The organism is Paenibacillus sp. FSL F4-0122 (genome assembly GCF_038002845.1).
GTDB lineage: Bacteria > Bacillota > Bacilli > Paenibacillales > Paenibacillaceae > Paenibacillus_AQ > Paenibacillus_AQ odorifer.
On the sequence record NZ_JBBODI010000001.1, the window covers coordinates 1,858,432 to 1,874,292 of the forward strand.

Annotated in this window: 13 protein-coding genes; 4 read left to right on the forward strand and 9 right to left on the reverse strand. The window is 42.2% G+C overall.

The genetic code is table 11. The annotated features are described in order from the left end of the window. Positions 1-123: 123 nt before the first annotated feature. Positions 124-795, reverse strand: coding sequence for an O-methyltransferase (locus MHH49_RS07870; RefSeq protein ID WP_036682724.1), 672 nt, complete (start codon positions 793-795; stop codon positions 124-126). A 228-nt stretch (positions 796-1,023) separates the two neighbouring features. On the opposite strand from MHH49_RS07870, the gene MHH49_RS07875 reads away from it, so the two are divergent. Beyond that, complete coding sequence (locus MHH49_RS07875) at positions 1,024-1,920, forward strand: LysR family transcriptional regulator (RefSeq protein WP_036682727.1); 897 nt, start codon at positions 1,024-1,026, stop codon at positions 1,918-1,920. A 65-nt stretch (positions 1,921-1,985) separates the two neighbouring features. Here MHH49_RS07875 and MHH49_RS07880 read toward each other — a convergent pair whose 3' ends face one another. The 3 genes from MHH49_RS07880 to MHH49_RS07890 form a co-directional block, all read right to left on the reverse strand. Next, a complete protein-coding gene (locus MHH49_RS07880; protein ID WP_036682730.1) occupies positions 1,986-2,468 on the reverse strand; it encodes an NUDIX hydrolase in 483 nt (160 codons plus the stop codon). Between the two features lie 36 nt (positions 2,469-2,504). After that, a complete protein-coding gene (locus MHH49_RS07885) occupies positions 2,505-4,220 on the reverse strand; it encodes an ABC transporter ATP-binding protein (protein ID WP_076316601.1) in 1,716 nt (571 codons plus the stop codon). 306 nt (positions 4,221-4,526) lie between these two features. Continuing rightward, positions 4,527-6,779, reverse strand: coding sequence for a beta-L-arabinofuranosidase domain-containing protein (locus MHH49_RS07890; RefSeq protein WP_339812443.1), 2,253 nt, complete (start codon positions 6,777-6,779; stop codon positions 4,527-4,529). Between the two features lie 145 nt (positions 6,780-6,924). On the opposite strand from MHH49_RS07890, the gene MHH49_RS07895 reads away from it, so the two are divergent. Next, complete coding sequence (locus MHH49_RS07895; RefSeq protein ID WP_076316599.1) at positions 6,925-7,818, forward strand: helix-turn-helix transcriptional regulator; 894 nt, start codon at positions 6,925-6,927, stop codon at positions 7,816-7,818. A 47-nt stretch (positions 7,819-7,865) separates the two neighbouring features. Here the strand turns inward: MHH49_RS07895 and MHH49_RS07900 are convergent, their stop codons facing one another. From MHH49_RS07900 to MHH49_RS07920, 5 genes are all read right to left on the reverse strand, one after another. Beyond that, positions 7,866-8,843, reverse strand: coding sequence for a phosphotransferase (locus tag MHH49_RS07900; protein WP_076316598.1), 978 nt, complete (start codon positions 8,841-8,843; stop codon positions 7,866-7,868). A gap of 102 nt (positions 8,844-8,945) precedes the next feature. Beyond that, positions 8,946-11,336, reverse strand: a complete 2,391-nt coding sequence (locus tag MHH49_RS07905; protein ID WP_076147994.1) for an ABC transporter permease — start codon at positions 11,334-11,336, stop codon at positions 8,946-8,948. Between the two features lie 267 nt (positions 11,337-11,603). After that, on the reverse strand, positions 11,604-13,178 hold the full coding sequence (locus tag MHH49_RS07910) for a sigma-70 family RNA polymerase sigma factor (protein ID WP_076147992.1): 1,575 nt from the start codon (positions 13,176-13,178) through the stop codon (positions 11,604-11,606). An 85-nt stretch (positions 13,179-13,263) separates the two neighbouring features. After that, positions 13,264-13,593 carry a carboxymuconolactone decarboxylase family protein gene (locus MHH49_RS07915; protein WP_036682746.1) on the reverse strand — a complete coding sequence of 110 codons (330 nt, stop codon included), beginning with the start codon at positions 13,591-13,593 and terminating at the stop codon, positions 13,264-13,266. A gap of 1 nt (position 13,594) precedes the next feature. Beyond that, complete coding sequence (locus MHH49_RS07920) at positions 13,595-13,999, reverse strand: tautomerase family protein (protein WP_036682749.1); 405 nt, start codon at positions 13,997-13,999, stop codon at positions 13,595-13,597. A 110-nt stretch (positions 14,000-14,109) separates the two neighbouring features. Between MHH49_RS07920 and MHH49_RS07925 the strand changes: the two genes are divergently transcribed. Then, the gene (locus MHH49_RS07925) at positions 14,110-15,015 is read left to right on the forward strand and encodes a LysR family transcriptional regulator (protein ID WP_036682751.1); all 906 of its coding nucleotides are present in this window, start codon (positions 14,110-14,112) and stop codon (positions 15,013-15,015) included. Between the two features lie 61 nt (positions 15,016-15,076). Continuing rightward, positions 15,077-15,595, forward strand: coding sequence for a translation initiation factor IF-3 (gene infC / locus MHH49_RS07930; RefSeq protein WP_038568388.1), 519 nt, complete (start codon positions 15,077-15,079; stop codon positions 15,593-15,595). Positions 15,596-15,861: the final 266 nt, after the last annotated feature.

Sequence of the window (15,861 nt, forward strand, 5' to 3'; positions counted from 1 at the left end):
CCTTTGTTTGATTTGATATCATTTACAGGTAGGAGGCACCGGCATCTATCGGACACATATGAACCTCTTTCTAAGCAATAGCGTCACTGGGGTCCGTAACGCTCAGAGGACCTGTGAAATCCCTCAGCTATTCACAATCCCCAATACAAATCCATCATAACCTTTGCTTCCCACCGTCTGAATGGCAGTAGCCGAAATTCTAGACTCTTCAGCCAACAGATCATAGAATTCCCGTACGCCTACTACACGAGCGTCTTCGCTATTCTCATTAATGACCTCACCTTCACGAATCACATTATCTCCAAGGATCACCGTTCCGGGCTGGGAGAATTGCAGCGCCCACTTTAAATAGTTAGGATTATTCGGTTTATCGGCATCTATAAAAATAAAGTCAAAGGGTTCAACGCCCTCTTGTTTCATCTGAGACAGTTGCTCTAATGCATCCCCTACACGAAGCTCTACCAGATGATCCGCCTCGGCAAGCGAAAGATTAGCTTTAGCTACCTGCGCATGAATGGGATCCAGCTCCAAAGTAACTATCTGTCCGTCAGACGGCAGGGCTCTTGCCATCCAAATCGTACTGTACCCGCCCAAGGTGCCAATCTCCAAAATCCGGCGTGCACCTTTCATTTGCACCAGTAGATTCAGGAATTTCCCCTGACTGGGCGAAACATCAAAGGGCGGCAGCCCTGCCTGTTGATTGGTGACCAACACTTCTTCCAACACAGAGTCCTGTGGAATCAGGCGCTCTGTAATATACTGATCGACTTTATCCCAAGTAGTCGTTTGATTCATATTTATCACTTCTCCTTTAGTATTTGTTCATGGTTGAAATCCGGAGACAAAGGCGATCGCTACGCTCCTACAGTTCCAAACCTCCTCTCCATTACTCCTTTCCCTAATCTCATTTTTCCAAGTTCATCTTTATATCTGTATTGTAAATCAGTTATAATCATAAATATAATATATCTTTAAGTCTAATTTATATATTTATTATATAAATCGAAGAATGGGAGTTTAACCATGAACCTACATGCCTTACGCTTATTCCATGTAATCGCATCGACAGGCAGTGTGACACGCGCTTCAGAAATTTTAAATATAAGTCAGCCTGCCATCACTGCGCAGATTAAGAAGTTCGAAAAAGAACTGTCCTTTACCCTATTTAAACCTCAAGGCAGAGGAATCGCTTTAACGGATGCTGGGGAAGAGCTTACTCTACTCGCCAAGCGACTGTTCGCCGTAGAACAACAAATTGAGCAATTCACTCAAGATTATGTTAACGGCACTAACGGAAGTATCCGTCTAGCCGCAACGTATTTGCCTGCTCACTTTCTCATTCCTACCTGGATTGCAAAGTTTAAGCAACAATATGAACAAGTGGAGATGATGATCACCACTACCAACTCAAGTGATGCCCTCAAGCAGCTGTTAAATGTAGACGTGGATATAGCTATTTATGGAGGAATCGCCGAGGCTTATCCAGATACAATCCAGACAGAAGAGTTATTTCAGGACGAGTTATGGTTTGTAGTCGCACCCGATCATCGTTATGCCAATCAGCAAGTTTCTCTATCCGAAATGATGAAGGAACCCTTTGTTATGCGTGAAGAAGGAAGTTCAACGCGGGAGCGATTATTATCTTTATGCCGCACATACAACACACCCGCTCCTATCATCTCTTTGCAATTTAATGGACTACATGAAGCCATCAAAGCCGTTATCGCCGGATATGGTGCAAACTTCGTTTCTTCATTAGTCGTACGCAAATATGTAGAGCGTGGAGAATTGTGCCGAGTATATGTAGAAGGAATCCATCTGAAGAACACCATTGCGATCTGTACACGTAAAAATGAGCCCTTATCAGCAGCCGCAGTGAATTTAATTGAGATGATTCGTCACAATCCTTATACGATATAGCGGAATGATCGCTCATTCTCAACAAAAGAGGCCTTCCCTTTCGGGAAAGCCTCAAAGTATCTTTTTTACACCATCCGATCCAATTTAACTTCAAACGCACCTCCAGTTACATAATCCATATACCTAGTATTTCCATCGAAATCCAAATAAGCTTGATAGCGGGTACGAATAGCCCCTGCAGAAATCAGATCCAGCACCTTCTCCTTGGCTACCCACATCACTTCAGATGTTTCCTCTGAAGTACTTAATTCTCCTCCCACGGGCTTGCAGATAAAGTCTAACATGACCTTGGTAGGAACATCCGTCTCACCGTCATACCATTTATGCATACCTGTATTCGAATACACGCCAATCAATTGAGAAACAACGACATCTATTCCACTTTCCTCTTTAATCTCGCGAATTAGTGCATCCATTAGGTTTTCTCCAACTTCCACTTGTCCTCCAGGAAATACCCACCCACCATGATGTGTTTTTACTAAAAGAATATCTCCCTCTTCATTTATTGCAATTCCACCCACCGCTACAATATGTGTTGGCCAAGCCATCGATAGCACCTCTTTTTTTTAGAAGAGTCTAGCAATTTATCGATAATCTGTAAACGATATTTTTCTATTCCATAACGCTTTAAAAGCTTCGCACTGTTCTATTAAATCATCAAACTTCCCTTCCCCAACAATTGACCCTTGATCCACTACCAATATCTTATCAACGTCTTTTATAAAATTAAGCCTGTGGGCCACAATGATGATAGTTTTGTCCTTAAATTCATTCAAAATCGTCTCCATAAGACTCTGCTCAGTGATATTATCAAGCGCTGACACAGGCTCATCCAGAAATAGAATATTTCTTTTTTGGGCAATGATTCTGGCAAAGGCTAATCGCTGTCTTTCGCCTCCTGATAATTTTAGACCTTTTTCGCCCACCAAAGTATCTAAGCGATCCGGCAAATGGCTTACTTTTTCCTGCAAATGAACTTTTTCCAAAATCTCATATAGCTCTTCATCGGACAGAGTATCCTCATCGAATACAATATTATCTCTTATCGTAGCATCGAAAATCGGCGTGTCTTGGGATAGATAGGAAATATGATCATAGTAGCTATTCAAACGAATCTCATCGATATCCTTACCGTCCAGTAAGAGTTCACCTTCGCCCTTTTTTAATAACCCCACAATCAATTTAATCAGCGTAGATTTCCCGCCTCCACTTAATCCGACAATAGCAACGGAAGTTCCTCGCGCAAGCGAAAATGACAGGTTATTCAGAATCTGCACATTCCCATAAGTAAAGGACACCTCCCTAAAGTCAATATTACCTTGGAGCTCAGTGATGGCTTCTCCGGATTCCAAGTTCTTATCTTCTGGGGCAGCAATAAATTCCTCGAATCTTCTGTAAGTCACTTTATTCAGTCTGTAATCTACAAATAAAACATTGAAGATGGCAATTGGGGTATAAATTTTATCGATGAACATAAACAATGCGACCACAATACCAAGTGAGGTCTCGCCTGCGACAATGCTTTTCACACCATAAATCAGGACAACAACTTTAATGATCGTGACAAATAACTCGAATATAGCAAAAAAAGCTTCATGGATCATTTTTAGCTGAGCATTTTTATGAATGATAGTGCGTGCGGTCTGGCTTAATTTCTCGATCTCTTTCTCATATCTCTTGTTGGTTCTAAAGACGACCAATTCCATAAACCCGCGGATAGAGAATCTGGACATCTTTTCTTGCTCTTGGAGAATGGTTGCCTTCATGGCATACAGAAATTTCAACAGCAGATTTGTTATCAGAAAGACGACCACGTAGCCAGCTGCAATCACTAACATGATCCTTAGATCGTAGAAGCTGATAAAGACTAGACTGAATAGAAGAGTAGGTAATAGCTCATGTAGTGTTTTGAGAAAAAAAGAAAAAATAATACTGTTTCCAGCCGCTGCCCCGTTCTCGATCACCTTAATCATTTGCCCTGTCCCCATATCCTGATACGCTTGATAATCCATTTTTGATATTTTGGACAGTGCAATGATCTTTAACCTCTCCGTGATGCTGTTCGATAAAAACACACTCGGGTATTCGTCTATATAATTCAGGATCGCCACCCCAGCCAGCAGAGCCCCATACACCATAATTAATGTTGCTATTTCATCAAAACTGTTGATTACCGTGGCCTTATCTAATATTTTTTGAAAGACAACAACACCTAAACTACTTAACAGCTGAATGGCAAAACCCAATAAAATATAACCACCTACCCACCATTTTAGGTGAGCTAGACTCTTTTTTAACATATCGTTTATCCCCTCTTTTAATTGAATGCAAAAAAGCCAGGCGCCCCTATCCCACTGTAAAAAACCATCCACAAATAAACGGTTCTCTAAGTTAAATAGGTTAAGTGCCTGGCTCTACAAAAATAGCTGCCTATGGCACCGTACAAAGCTCTAGTTAGTTGTAATCAAAAGGGTAGACTCCCCCCTTGATAGCTGGTACGCGTTTCACCCAGCCCGATAACTAGTTCCTTGTAACGGTACGGAAAGACATCCATTTCACCTCAATTAAAAGAATTGTTCCTATTATAATTCTGTAAGCCTTTTTATTCAAGAATTACGTTTAACGATACGTAGTCCGGCCACTTGGCCAACCTTATGTCCTTCATGAGAAGCAAACTTGATCGTAACCGCTGATTTGCCGCTCGTGATCGGTTGCGGGAGTTCATAACGAATCGTCTCCAGCTTATTCATCTCCTCAGACTCAAGAGTGCCTACACCAAGTTGCTCCCCATCCGCCAAAATATCGAATGCCAGCGAAGTATCGTTCGACTTCAGATACGTGACCACCAGATCCACTTGCTCATCCGGCAAAACTTCCATCGTGAAGGAGAACCAGCCATTGATCCAGCTGTCCCGATACTTGCGATTGTGGATTTTGCCTAAGCCTACAAATTCACCTGTGAAATTATGATCGCGTTCAGGCTGCATTTCAGCAGGTTGTACGGAATCGACAGTTAACAGCTCAAGCAGCAAGTTATTCTCCACGGCTTCGCGATATTCAGCCTCTGCCAGTTTCCACTCTTCCGGTGTGAACAAATCCCAATACACGGAATAACGATGATCATGCATAGGGTAGAACGGACGAAGCTCATGATCCCCTGTATAACCTAAACCTTTCATCCGGAACACATTTTTGCTCACATTAGATTGGATGAGGTTGTCCGTCAGTGTGTCCCGATCTCCGATTAATACGGAGGCAAGGGCGCGATCGCTATTGGCCTCTGCATTTATAGGCCCAAAATCACCTGCGAGCACAAGTGGACCGTAAAGGAATGCAATTCGGTTCGGATTATCCGGCATCGTCTCGATTCTCACCGACATCGGAATATCGTATTCGACAACGTCTCCATCCTGCCACTCTCTATCCAAAGTAAAGTAGTTAGATTTGCCTACATTTACTTGAACATCTTCACCATTTACGCTAACACTCATCCCTTGCTCAGCCCAGTAAGGATGTCTTAGCTTTAATGTGAATTTCGTTGGCTGTGCTGCACTGATCCGCAGTACACCTTGTCCCTCTGCCGGGAACTTGGTCTCTTGCTGCAAGCTAATGCCTTGCTCTTTCCAAGCCACTGTAGAAGGTACGTACTGATTGACATAAAGCTCATCTGCACTATGGAAGTATATCGCCGAGCCATACATAGAATGGCTTTCCATTCCCGAGCCTACACAACACGTAAAGCTTTCGAACTGCGAATTAAACGATTTATGTCCACCCATCTCGAGAGATACGAAGTAACATACCCGGCCATCTACCGGCTCCTGAGAGGCTAAGATGTGGTTATACATCGCACGTTCGTAGTAATCCGCATACGCTGCATACGCATCCCATTGGAACATATGCTTGGTCAGCTTCAGCATGTTGTACGTGTTGCATGTCTCACAGGAGCCTTCACCCAATCGGTCATTTAACTTATCCGGTTCACCAAAATGCTCATTATAGCTGTTGCCGCCGATCACATAAGAATGATGATTCACGACCCGATCCCAGAAGAAGCGGGAAATACCTGCATAATGCTCCTGCCCTGTTACCTCATATTGTCTAGCAGCTCCGATGATTTTTGGAATCTGTGTATTAGCATGTCTTCCAGCTAGGGTATCTTTTTCTATAGCAAGATCATTAAAGACTTCCCCATGATAAAAGCTTTCCGCTAACGCGAGGAAACGCTCTTCCCCGGAATCCTCTGCCAAATCCGTCAGCGCTTCATTCATGCCGCCAAACTCACAACGCAGCACCTCTTGGATCTGATCTTTACTCAGCCCTGCAAAAATATCCTCAAGCCACAGGCCCAGCTTCGTTTCAATAACGAGCGCCTTCTGATTGCCGGCCAGTCGATAAGCATCGCGAAGACCTGCAAACAGCTTATGCATCGTGTAAAGTGGCACCCAACCTCCGTTGAGGTCAAAGCCCTGTGAGCGAATGTCGCCTGCCTTCACTTCCTCAAATAACTCCTTGCCACGAGGAATGCCGGAAATAAAGCCATTGCCATGCGCATCCTGACATTGCTCTAATTCATCTACTACATAATTCACGCGTTGTAGCAGCTCTTCATTTCCCGTAGAGGCATACATTAACGCACATCCAGAAATATAATGGCCTAACGTATGGCCGCTAATGCCCTGAGATTCCCAGCCCTCGTAGTGAGCAGCCTTAGGCTCTAAGCCAGCATATTCGCGAAAACGCGACAGAAGCCGATCTGCCTCAAGCTTGAGTAAATAATCAGTATTTAACTCCATCGCATGGAGAAGTGGACCTGAATCAATTCGTACGTTCTGTAGATCAAAAGCTTGCGTCTTCAATGAAATCGCTCCCTCGCAATCTTGTCAGGGTTAGATGACAAGTGTATATTTGTATCCATAAGATAACACCGGAACGTTGATTTGTCGGTAGATCAGTCGTACAAATAGTGGACAAACCCGACTTATTGATTGCTAGGAGGACCGCATGACCTATTTAAAAATAAATGCAGATGTACCTGTTCATTTTACAGCGGCAGGTGAATTTATCTCAGAAACACCATGGAAGCATGTGGAGCGTGTTATGGGGAACTACGAACTAATCATTGGCGTGAACGAAACAGTATATTTGAGTGAGGAAAACAAACAATTTGAAGTAGGCCCTGACGAAGCTCTTCTGCTCATGCCTAATCGCACACATGTCGGCTATAGAGAGTCACGACCCGGGGTTAAGTTTTATTGGTTTCATTTCGAACTGACAAACGAGGGGCTATTGCTGAGTGAGGAGGAAATGAAGCCTGAGGCAGAAAAAATCTTTTCGCGCACACAGCGCTTATGGTCCGTACATGATCTATATCTGCCCCAAATCATAAAAATCGAACATAGTGACCGGATTCATATTCTGGCGAATCAAATCCTTCATGTGGCCAATTCGGGGTATTTAACCTATTCCAGCGTTAATTATTTGCTGACCTCGCTTTTAATTGAGCTATCTGAGCATGCACTTCAGCCGTTCGCCAGTAAGCTGATCCGCGCACAGCAAGATGTCACCTTCGTCAAAATAACTGAGTGGACAAGGATTCATGCAAGCGAACCCCTTACCGTGGCCATCATCGCGGATAAATTCAATTACAACAAGGACTATTTAGCTCGGCTATTTAAACAGCATACCTCCATGGGGCCATTGGAATATATCCATTCAGTACGTGTGACTAAAGCGAAGGAGCTACTAACCAGAACCGCATTAAGCGTGAGGGAAATCGCGACAGAGACGGGGTTCACCGACGATAAATATTTCATGCGCCTCTTCCGAAAATACGAAAACATGACGCCCACCCAATATCGTAACGCTTATCATAAGACGTTTATGAATAATGACTGAAGTAAAGCCACCCCTAAATATGGAGTGGCTTCTTGTTTGGGTATTGTCTATTGGATAGAATGAACTTCACACCAATTACGTAGGAATTGCAGATTAGTATTGAAGTAATGATCGTTTTGCCACCCACAACTCCAAACCTGTGCGTTCCCTGTGTGCAGACCCATCAACCATATCTCCCGGATAGCAACAAATATAGGGATTGCCTTTAGATCGTTCTCAGATAATACTTTATGCTTTTGGTATGACTCCAGGAAAACAGTCCATTGTTCATTGTCAAAATGCTCTCGTTCTTTCCCTCTAACCCTTGACCACAAAAACACGGAAATATCATAGGCCCTCCAGCCAAAACCTCCGCAATCAAAGTCGAAATGAGTCAGGGTATCCTCGTAGAAATGTACGTTCGCTCCATGAAGATCACCATGACATGCCCCCCAATCCAGCTCTGATGAGATTTCTGCTATGCTATTTGCCAATACTTCCGACAAAGATTCTAGATAATCGATATCCTCTTGCCTGTGGGATAAAGGCTTGCGAATCGATTGAAGCGGTTCTTTAAGCAGATGATCCAGATTAAGCGTAAATCTTTGCTGCCCACATTCGAAATCATTCATAGCCAGATGCATCTTAGCCACTTGTTCACCGTATAATTCACAGCTAGCTTTTTCATCGGAATAATTGCCTTTTGCAAAAGTAAACAGAACTGCGTAACGTGTTCCTTCAGGAGCCTCCAGCTCAATTAGGTAACCACCATCCCTGCTGATTACCGGAGCCGATACAGGGATATTGTTCTTATTTAAGTGATTCAATAACTCCACTTCAAAATCAATCTCATGTTTATTTCGCCAATGAGCTTTATAGATCCTAAGAATGTATTTATCAATAGAGGTCTTTAGTAAATAGGTATCATTAAGTCCGTTCTCATAAAAACTACACTCCAAAACATCCCCGATTTCATAAAGATCATTAATTACGGGTACTAAGGCATTGGAAGAAATAACGGAATGATACACCGGTAGTTTCAGCATATAAATCACCCTTCAACGTTAATTGCTACTCACTATTTATTTTCACGTTTGGCCCGTATAAAGGCGAGGGATTTATTAAATATAGCTAAACTTTCCGCATCGTTAATTTAATTGCTCTATAATGCTCTGCTTCGATATTGTTCGTCTAACAAACTGAACCATACCAGTCTGGACAAGTAAAATAACCAAGAAATACAGGAAAATAGCACTCCAAGGGAATTGGTATTGAATGTAGGAAAGCCCCCCCATATTCCCCGCACTCTTACTTATCATGTATCCCATTAGATTGCCCGTAACAAGAGCCATCGTAAAGCTTCCGACAACTAAAAATCCTGTTTCATAGGTTAACATAGCCATTAATTGTTTTCGGCCCATTCCTATGGCTTGCATAAGGCCTAGCTCCCCTTTTCTTGCAGAAATAGTGGTGATTATGGTGTTCAAGAGATTGATCATACTGAATACTGCTATAAAAACCATAAAACTATACACTGAAATAGTGATAGTTCTAAAAGCAATTCTATTGGATTCCACAACTTCGGAAAAAGACAATAATTTGAGTGTATCCTCATTGAGAATCATACCCTCTAACTCACTCTTTATTAACTCTTCATTCGCTTTATCCATAGTAATAACTTCGTAGCTCTTATTGCTATTAAAAGGGGCTGTAGTTTGCATTACTTTGGGTGGAAGATAAAATGAAGTTCCTGAATTCTTATCCGGAATATCTCCAATGATCTCAAAATCATGTTTGGCCTTCTCCTGATCATTAGCAATTATGAATGAAATATGATCACCGACAGCGTAATGAGCCCCGTAATAATCTAAGTCACTACTGGCGCTGTTCAAGAGAATGTAGGATGCATCCGATGAATCAACATCCGGGATCTTCCCCTCAGCCAAATGACTACTCCATCTTTCGTTGTATAACGTAGGGATATTCTCAATACTGACTATCGCGGCCCCGTCATCCGTTTTTATTCCTTCGATAGCAGCTTCAATATACTGATGTTCGATTACGTCCTCAACTTCATTTATAGCTAGGATTTTATTTTTTAAAGAAGTAGATAGTTGCCCTTCCGTCTGAAGATCACTTAATGAGGTTGTTTCAGAATACAAATCATTATTAATTTGAATATCAAACTGACCATGATTTGGAAAATATTTCTCTGCTTTTGAGATTGGGTCGACCGAGTTTAACAATGTCCCCAAGGAAACAAATAGCGTTCCGCTTAAAAAAAGAGACAGCAAAGTTAACACCGTCTTTTTCCTGCTTCTTGATAAGTTCAATGCAGCTAAAGAAAATGGTGTTAGTCTTTTAGAGTTTCTTTTCTCCTTTTTTGTATTAACATCGGCATCTACATGTCTAATCGCTGTTATAGGGGAGATTCTTGATGCGAATTTAGATGGTGCGTTTAATGAAGCTCTAACTGTTACTTTGGTGAGCAAACCTGCTAAAAAAGCAAGTGAAAAACTTGGAGCTGCATTCCAGTGAAAGCCACTTAAAATCCAGCTCATTAAACATCCAAAGATAACTCCAATAGGGATATATTTTCTTGAAAGATTTTTCCCTTCATATAGAACAAGCTGTTTTATCTGCTTTTTTGTTGCACCGATTGCTCTAAGTTGTCCGTATTGTTTAATTCGCTTAGTAATTGAAATATAAAAGATATTGTAGATGACAAGCCAACAAGCCAGTACGATAATCAGCATGATAGACAGGATGGTTATCACAGTGCTTCCTGACAGATTATTACTATCCACATTCACATTATTGATCTGAATATTTCTCTCAGGGATACCCATTCGCTGCCCTATTTCTTTGATTTTTGACTTCAGTTCCTCGTTGGAATAACTGCTGCTATTGTTGATGCTAATTGCCGCGGAGTAATCTTCTTTGGAAAGAAACGGATCCGCCTCAACGAACGCGCTTGATACCAGAGCATTGTAACCGATTCGATTCTCGTTACCTGATGCGGTTGTTTGCAGAATTCCAGTAATCACAAATTGGCTGGTTTGAAATTCTTTGCTGGCATTGTTTCTAAATTGCAAAGAAATAGAATCGCCAAGCCCCAGGCTTCGATCATCGGATAACTGAAAGTCTTTTTCTATTGCAATTTCATTTTCTTTTGTAGGAAATTTCCCCAGAACGATATTGGCATTTGATAAATCCATCATGGCTGGATCCGTGTAGAGAATGGACAATAAACGTTCTTCTTTTTTCTCTCTGCCTATTTCCTTATAGAGTCCGATTTTATTAATTTCCTCTATTTCTTTCAATCGTGAGATTTCATTGTTATTGAGGTTATAGAATAAAGCTTGGAAATTCGACTCATTTTGTAGGTTAGTAAAAGAATTATAACCAAAGGTCATCACAACAGTTAATAAAAATGCAGCTAAAGCTATTACACTGCCTACAAAATAATTTTTGGTTTTTTCCGCTTTTAAATTCGCTTTTGCAATTCTTATCATTGCGGTTTTATTCTGTATGGACATTGATACATCATCCTCCTATCGTATAACGAATATTCCTCCCTTTACATCAACAAGTGAATACTTTCACTATTTATTCTATAGATAATATTCTCCAACAAAGATCAATCACCCTTTAAATAGATGATATATACTATATTTACTATTCATATAATATATGGATACAACAAAAAAAGACTTCCCCCTCTGGAGCGTTTGAGTATCTCCAAGTTAGTGGAAGTCTTTTTATGCTCAGTATGCCTTGTGTAGCAAGCATTTAGATTAATAAAATTACGCCTCGGTACTTCTCTCCTGAAGCACACCGACCAACGGATTCCACCGCCAGCGCGGAGTCAATCCTTGCAGATGTACACCTCCAAACCACTCATCGCTGTCATTCTTCTGCACCCAGTCTTCGTTTCCAGTTATTACACTCTTACCTAGCTCTGTTAATACAAGCTCACAGTCTTTAAATTGCATTACTGAATCGTTATAAACAGGGAACTCATTGCATCCATGGGTTTGTAGCAAAGGGTACGTGCCTTGTACCAGCTTTCTTAGGATATGCCAATATTGCAAGTCGCCCATTCCCAAGATATGAAGCTTATCACCCACATTTTTGAACAGCTCATATGGTGATTTTATTCCCTCATAGATCATCTCCAGCGTGAGTTGTTCTACGATACCAAGTCCGTTTGTAGTAGAGGGAAAGCGCGATAAATGCGCCTGAAAAGCGTCATGTGCAAAGGGCAAAGCCGATGTATCGGTAGTTAATCGTTGTGACAGCAATTCTGGATTCGGTGATACATAGGCTTCCCAGAGTGCTTGACCTGCTTCTAATTCTTTGGCTCCGATTAGCTTCCATGTGCCTGATAATGTTTCCATCTGCTCTATAGAAAGTTGTCCAAGTCCTCGAAATAACTTTATTCCCGGATACTCTCCAATGCATAGTAAGCTTAGCTTGGTGGTTAACATTTTCTGCTTCGAGAACCAATGGAGTAAATAACTGAGCATCGTCTGATCGAATAAATCATGCTCGAACCATAACACCACTTCTTCATATTTATGAAAATCAGCTAAAATCTTCTCTTGCCTCTCACTATTTTCAATAAATTCCCTCTGCGGAATTCCCATCGTTTGTTCCAAATATTGCGCTCGAACTGCACGGTTATCTCCATCGGCAGGATCCAAAAATACCGGCCCATGCGAATATACCTCTCTCCACACCAGTACATCACCTTTCACGATTCCTTGCCGCAGCTTCTCTCCCACTACATCTCCATTTACAATGTGAAGCACATCTTTTCCCCCTTCGTACAAATGGTTGAATACGGAAAGAACATCTGCCACAGGCAATGCACCTTTCAGTTTGCGGCGGGCATCAAAAAGTCGCTTCTTCAATACCGAAACCGAAGTCCCCAGAAAGTCAGCAATCTCTTGTAGTGAGTAGCCTTGAAAATAATATAATTGAACGGCAATCCGCATATTGGACGTTAATGCAGCTATAGACTCGTGAACCAGCCGCTGGGTTTCCTTTTTCTCAATAATATCTGCTATAGAAAATGAAGATTCTGTCGCTTGCGCAGCTTCATCGTAGGGTAATGCAGGATGCTGCTTTCTTCGCAAGATACGATAACATTGCCGTACCACAATAGCTTTAAACCAGCCCGGGAATGCCTCTACTGCTCGTAATTTATTCAAATGCAAAAAGGCTTCTGTGAAAGCTTCCTGCACAGCATCTTCCGCTAACTGATAGTCACGCAGCTTTTCGGACGCAACTGCAATTGCCATCGGTGTAAAGTGCCTAACAATCTGTTCAAAGGCTTGTCGGTCTCCTTGTTTAGCCTCCTCGATATACTGAAGCATTTTCTCCCCCACCCCCTTCTTCCGTATTATATACAAGTGCCAATGAAGTTCCTAAAGGTTACGGATGGGATTAAAAAGTCAGACGTTATTTATTTTTTCCTATTACATCCTTTGCAACCTCTAGAGCAGAAGAGGCTCGCGGCCAACCTACATAAAAAGAAAGGTGGGTGATGGCCTCCACGATTTCTTCAAGTTGTAAGCCGTTCTCTAAAGCCAAGCGCAGATGATAGGGTAGTTGTTCCGTCATGCCCCCCATCACCAAGGCAGAAATCGTAATCATGCTACGATCCCGAAGTGATAATTGCTCACGTCTCCATAAGTCCCCAAATAACACATTTTCCGAGTATTCGACGAATGCCGGAGCGAACTCGCCTAACGATTCCCGTACATTTGTGGCGATTTTCTGATGCGCCATATTACGCCTCCCTAACCGGAGGTTGTAGCATTTGAGCAACACCGTTACCAAACGACCAATCTTCGAATTCCGTATCGACGAGCACAATGAATATATCTTCTTTTCTGATGTTTAGCGTCATCGATAATTCCTCGGCTAGCCTCGCGTAAAAGCTTTTCTTCTGTTCCGTTGATCTTCCGGATTTTAGCGTAACTTGGAGATATATCAGTCCGTCGCTTCGTTCAATATTTAAATAATCTTTACTATAAAAATATTCCCCCGCTTTATGCGCATGAAAAACCTGAAACATATCATCCTCCGGTACATGGAAATGCTGAATTAACGCGCTCATAATCGCTCTGCATATTCCTTCTAGCTGATGAATGTCGTATTGTTGCTCCAGATAACTGACTCTAATGAAAGGCATTTTAATTCACTCCTTCTTTGGAATTCTTTTATTGTACTCTCAGTATTTTGATTTATATAATTGAATAAGATAATAATCTTAATCAATTATACCGATAGAGGTGACAATCGATGGATCTAAAAGAACTGATGGCTTTTAAGACCATTCTTCAAGAAGGCACTTTCTCACGCGCTGCCGAGAAGTTGAATTATGCGCAGTCTACCATTACCAACCAAATTCAACGACTTGAAAAAGAACTGGGCATACAACTCTTTCACAGAGGCTGGGAAGTAGAACTGACAAGTGCTGGGCAAGTTTTTGCAGCGGAAATCGATAACCTTATTCAACACTGGAACTATGTATCAGAACTCACCAAAGCTTTACAGCATGACGAAATTGGCACACTTCATATCGGAGGCATTGAATCCATGATGGAATCCGTCCTACCGAACGCCTTGCGAAAGTTTCAGGAGCAAAAACCAAAGATGGCATGTAACTTCATTCAGGGTAACACTGATTCCCTCTCACAGCTTGTCCTCCAAAGTGAGCTGGATTTCGCCATCTGCGGTGAGCCGTCCGACCTGTCTTTCATTTATTTCGAACCGCTCTATCACGAGAAAATCGCTTTTATAGTAGATGAAAATCATCCTTTAAGCGGACGAGACGATATTTCATTTCGAGAAATTCTTGAATATCCAATTATAGCTGGAGGGCGCACTTGCTTATATTACCTTCGGTTAGCTAAGCAATTTTCGAGATTCGAATCAAAGCCCACTTTATCCACCATAAGCCAAATTTCTGCTATTCCTCATTTTGTAAGAAAGAACCCTGGGGTAGGGGTAGTGCTTGATTCGACAGCTTTAATGACAGATATCGTAAAAATAGATGTTGCACTAAGCGAACCGTTCATACAAGTAGGTATATTGCAGCGGCGCAACCGAGAATATCTAGCAACATCATCTAAAAAACTAATCCTAAAAATCATAAAAGAAGAAATTGAGAGGATTAGTAACGCTAATCCTACGCTCCACATTTGAACCTCAAGCTAGTTCCATATATGATAGCTTTATCATCGTTATCAGGGGAGGATTCATAGAAGTGGCAGTATTAATCAATGAACAAATCAGAGCATCCGAAGTAGTCCTTACAGGACTTAGGGGTGAGAAGCTGGGTATCGTCTCCCGGGAAGAGGCGCTGGCCATGGCCAGATCAGCAGGTGCTGATCTGGTATGCACCTCGCTAATGAGCAGCCCACCGCCCTGCAGCCTAACTGCAAAAGGCAAAGCAAAAGCGGCCGCGCAGAAGGAGGCAGCCTCAGCACGCAAGGCCAGTGGGGGTTCAGCTGCAAAGGGCGGCAGCAAGGAGAAGGTCAAAGAACTCCGCTTCACTGCTCATATTGAAGAGCACGACTACGATACTAAGCTCCGTCAGGCTGATAAGCATCTCCGCTCCGGCAAGCCGGTGCAATTAGTCGTGAAGGCATCCGGCGCCAAAGAAGCGGCTGCCTCCAAGGCCGTATTGGAGCGACTAGTGACTGACTTGAAGGACGTTGGAACGAAGGAAACGGGCATACAGACAGGCGGCAAAGGTTCACAGGTGAAATTAAATCCACGGTGAAGAGTGGAATTTCAGATAGAGTAGGCTCAAAACTAAAATGAGTCGACCATTTCATGAAAAGCTGCTGCTATCTGCCAATGTAGCTTTATTGCGAGCAGAATTCAGAATTGCGTTCGGACACCACAGCCCTTATTCGTAACTATTTCGCTGTTCTGGGATGCTAACGGACTTCAGAGACTTTATATCACTAAAATAGCACGATATTCCCTCCATTTATGGAAAATAAGATCTCTCGAGTCCGCAACTTCCTCCAAAAGGCTTAAAAT